This is a genomic window from Neobacillus fumarioli NBRC 102428, assembly GCF_001591485.1.
Taxonomy (GTDB): Bacteria; Bacillota; Bacilli; order Bacillales; family Cytobacillaceae; genus Neobacillus; species Neobacillus fumarioli.
Genome location: NZ_BCUZ01000206.1, coordinates 1 through 2501 on the forward strand (window position 1 = coordinate 1; position 2501 = coordinate 2501).

2 protein-coding genes and 1 riboswitch are annotated in these 2501 nt (G+C 38.7%); both genes read left to right on the forward strand.

The window, feature by feature from the left end; genetic code table 11:
• Positions 1-80: 80 nt before the first annotated feature.
• A riboswitch (M-box (ykoK) riboswitch) is annotated at positions 81-246 on the forward strand.
• Between the two features lie 285 nt (positions 247-531).
• A complete protein-coding gene (locus BFU02S_RS15540) occupies positions 532-1017 on the forward strand; it encodes a DUF1003 domain-containing protein (RefSeq protein ID WP_235842092.1) in 486 nt (161 codons plus the stop codon).
• A 244-nt stretch (positions 1018-1261) separates the two neighbouring features.
• Complete coding sequence (locus tag BFU02S_RS15545; protein ID WP_066372634.1) at positions 1262-2332, forward strand: permease; 1071 nt, start codon at positions 1262-1264, stop codon at positions 2330-2332.
• The last annotated feature ends 169 nt before the right edge of the window (positions 2333-2501 follow it).

A 2501-nucleotide genomic window follows, 5' to 3' on the forward strand; every position in this document is an offset into this window, starting at 1 on the left:
TTTTTCATCAGTGCCTATTGACATTCATGAGCTCAAGTTATAAAATAGAAGTTAAATTTAAATATCCGTTTGATTGTTATTGTTATTCTCGTTAGGCGAGGCTTCTATGCAAACATAGGCCGCTGCCCGGAAACGTCGAAAGACGCCAATGGGTAGAACAGGTATTGCCGGATTAAGGCTTTACTTAACGCGGCTGAGATCTTCTCTACGTTGTATAGTGCTAAAGCTAAACTAGGGGGATTGGAACAATTACATTTATTTGTAATGATTACCCCCCTTGTCTAAAGGTGGGTTTTTTGTTATTTAGAAATTAGATTCACCATTTATTTTAACAAGAATAATATATTTATATAACGAAGGAGTGTGAGATTTTCGTGGACAGTCCCGGCAGTAGGCTAGGAAATATCAAAATGAAAGGCGGGAGCATTAATTGCTCAAATCTCTGTCCGGAAGCGTCTGGGAAAATCTTGACTTCCGGTTAAGGGATATACGGATTAATGACTCCCAGCTAGATTGGGAGGTGCAATGAACATGAAATTTAACAATCTGAAAAAGCAAGATATGACTCAAAACAAAATAGAAGAAGCTGCAAACATTCATGGTTTTGATATTGAATTGAATAAAGAGGATACAAAAAGAATTGACCGTTTAGTTGATAATTATGAGAAAAGTATTTTAGCACATTTAGATGAGGAATATTTCCGCAAAACCACATGGGCTGATCGCTTAGCCGATCGGATTTCATCTTTTGGAGGAAGCTGGCGGTTTATCATCTATTTTGGCTTATTCCTTTCACTTTGGATGATTTGGAATTCTTTGTCTGTTACAAAACATTTTGATAAACCCCCGTTTATTTTACTCAATCTTATTTTATCATTTATTGCTGCGTTTCAAGCTCCGATCATTATGATGAGTCAAAACCGTCAGGCAGCACGCGATAAGCATGAATCGATTATTGACTTTGCGATCAACTACAAAGCAGAACAAGAAATTGATGATATGCAAAGCCACCTTTAACGGATTGAAGATGAATTAAAAGCCATCAAGCAATTGCTGCAGGCAAAACATGAGGAAGAAATAGACCATAAACATTTTTCCAGTAAGAAAAATGTGATTTAACCAAAGAGCATCGATATGGTGCTCTTTTTTCTTCATCATTGGCAAACAGTGAATTAATTTAAAAAAAGAAATATCATCATAAATTTGACCTATTATGATACAATTTTAAAAGTTATGATATATATTTGGGGGTATTATAAACATGGCTCAAGTAAACAGTTCTTTAGCATCACCTCAGGAAAAATCCAAAAAGACTGTTGTATTTGCAGTGATCTTTATATTGATTACGATTGCCGGGCTTGCCTATGTAAAATGGGTTCCGTATTATAATAAGTCTATGATGGCAGCAACAACCCATTCTATCGGGAAGTCGATTTTGGGAGATAAACCGAATTTGCCGCAAGTCTCTTGGGACAGTGCATGGTCTTATGCACTTGCATACTTTAATGCTGTTTGGAAAGCTGCTGTGCTAGGTATTTTACTAGGATCGCTGCTGCAGGTGTTACTGCCGGCAAATTGGCTGTTAAAACTATTTGGAAAAAACTCTTTTGGCAGTACCGCAAAAGCTGGACTTGCATCACTTCCAGGGATGATGTGCACCTGCTGTGCAGCGCCGATCGCTGTCGGTCTTCGGAAGAGAAAGGTTTCAGTCGGTGCAAGCTTAGCCTTTTGGCTGGGCAATCCAACGTTAAATCCGGCAACGTTCATTTTCATGACTTTTGTTTTATCATGGAAATTTACCGTTCTTCGCTTGATTTTTGGTTTGATCTTAACATTTGGCGTAAGTTATCTGGCAAATCGGTTTGCTCCTAATGCAAATTCGGTTGATATGGAAGAAATGGCAGAAAAAGCAGCTCAAGAAGCATCTGGATCATTTGCTTCCAGGTGGATAAAATCGATTGGAAGCATGATTTTGTATATCGTGCCAACTTATATTCTTTCTGTTTTGGTGATTGGTGCACTTCGGGTATGGCTTTTCCCGCACATTAGTGATGCAGCATCAAATAGCTTACTGACGGTAATTGGGTTTGCGATTGCCGGCATGCTGTTTGTGATTCCAACGGCTGCTGAAATCCCAATTATTCAAACATTCATGTCGTTTGGATTGGGTGGCGGCCCCGCGGCTGCTCTGTTAATTGCATTGCCGTCTGTCAGCCTTCCGTCGCTCCTTCTTGTAGGACGATCCTTCCCTAATAAGGTGTTGTTCTTCACAGCAGGATCTGTGGTTATTTTGGCTATTATATCAGGACTTGTGGGAATGTTTATTTTATAATAGAAGCCCTTGTATCCTCCAATTAGGAGTGAGCAAGGGTTTTTTTATGAAATAAATCTTTAAATTGGAAAATTAAGGGTATAATAAAGTATCATTAGCTGTCTGAGTTGGCGCGCTCGATTTTTGGCAGTGTCAAAAGTTCTATGAAAACTCAGTAGGTGTATTGACT

Excerpts from the sequence above, each read along its gene's own strand:
- BFU02S_RS15545 (WP_066372634.1), top strand. The coding sequence starts at position 1,262 with ATGGCTCAAGTAAACAGTTCTTTAGCATCACCTCAGGAAAAATCCAAA.
- BFU02S_RS15540 (WP_235842092.1), top strand. The coding sequence starts at position 532 with ATGAAATTTAACAATCTGAAAAAGCAAGATATGACTCAAAACAAAATA.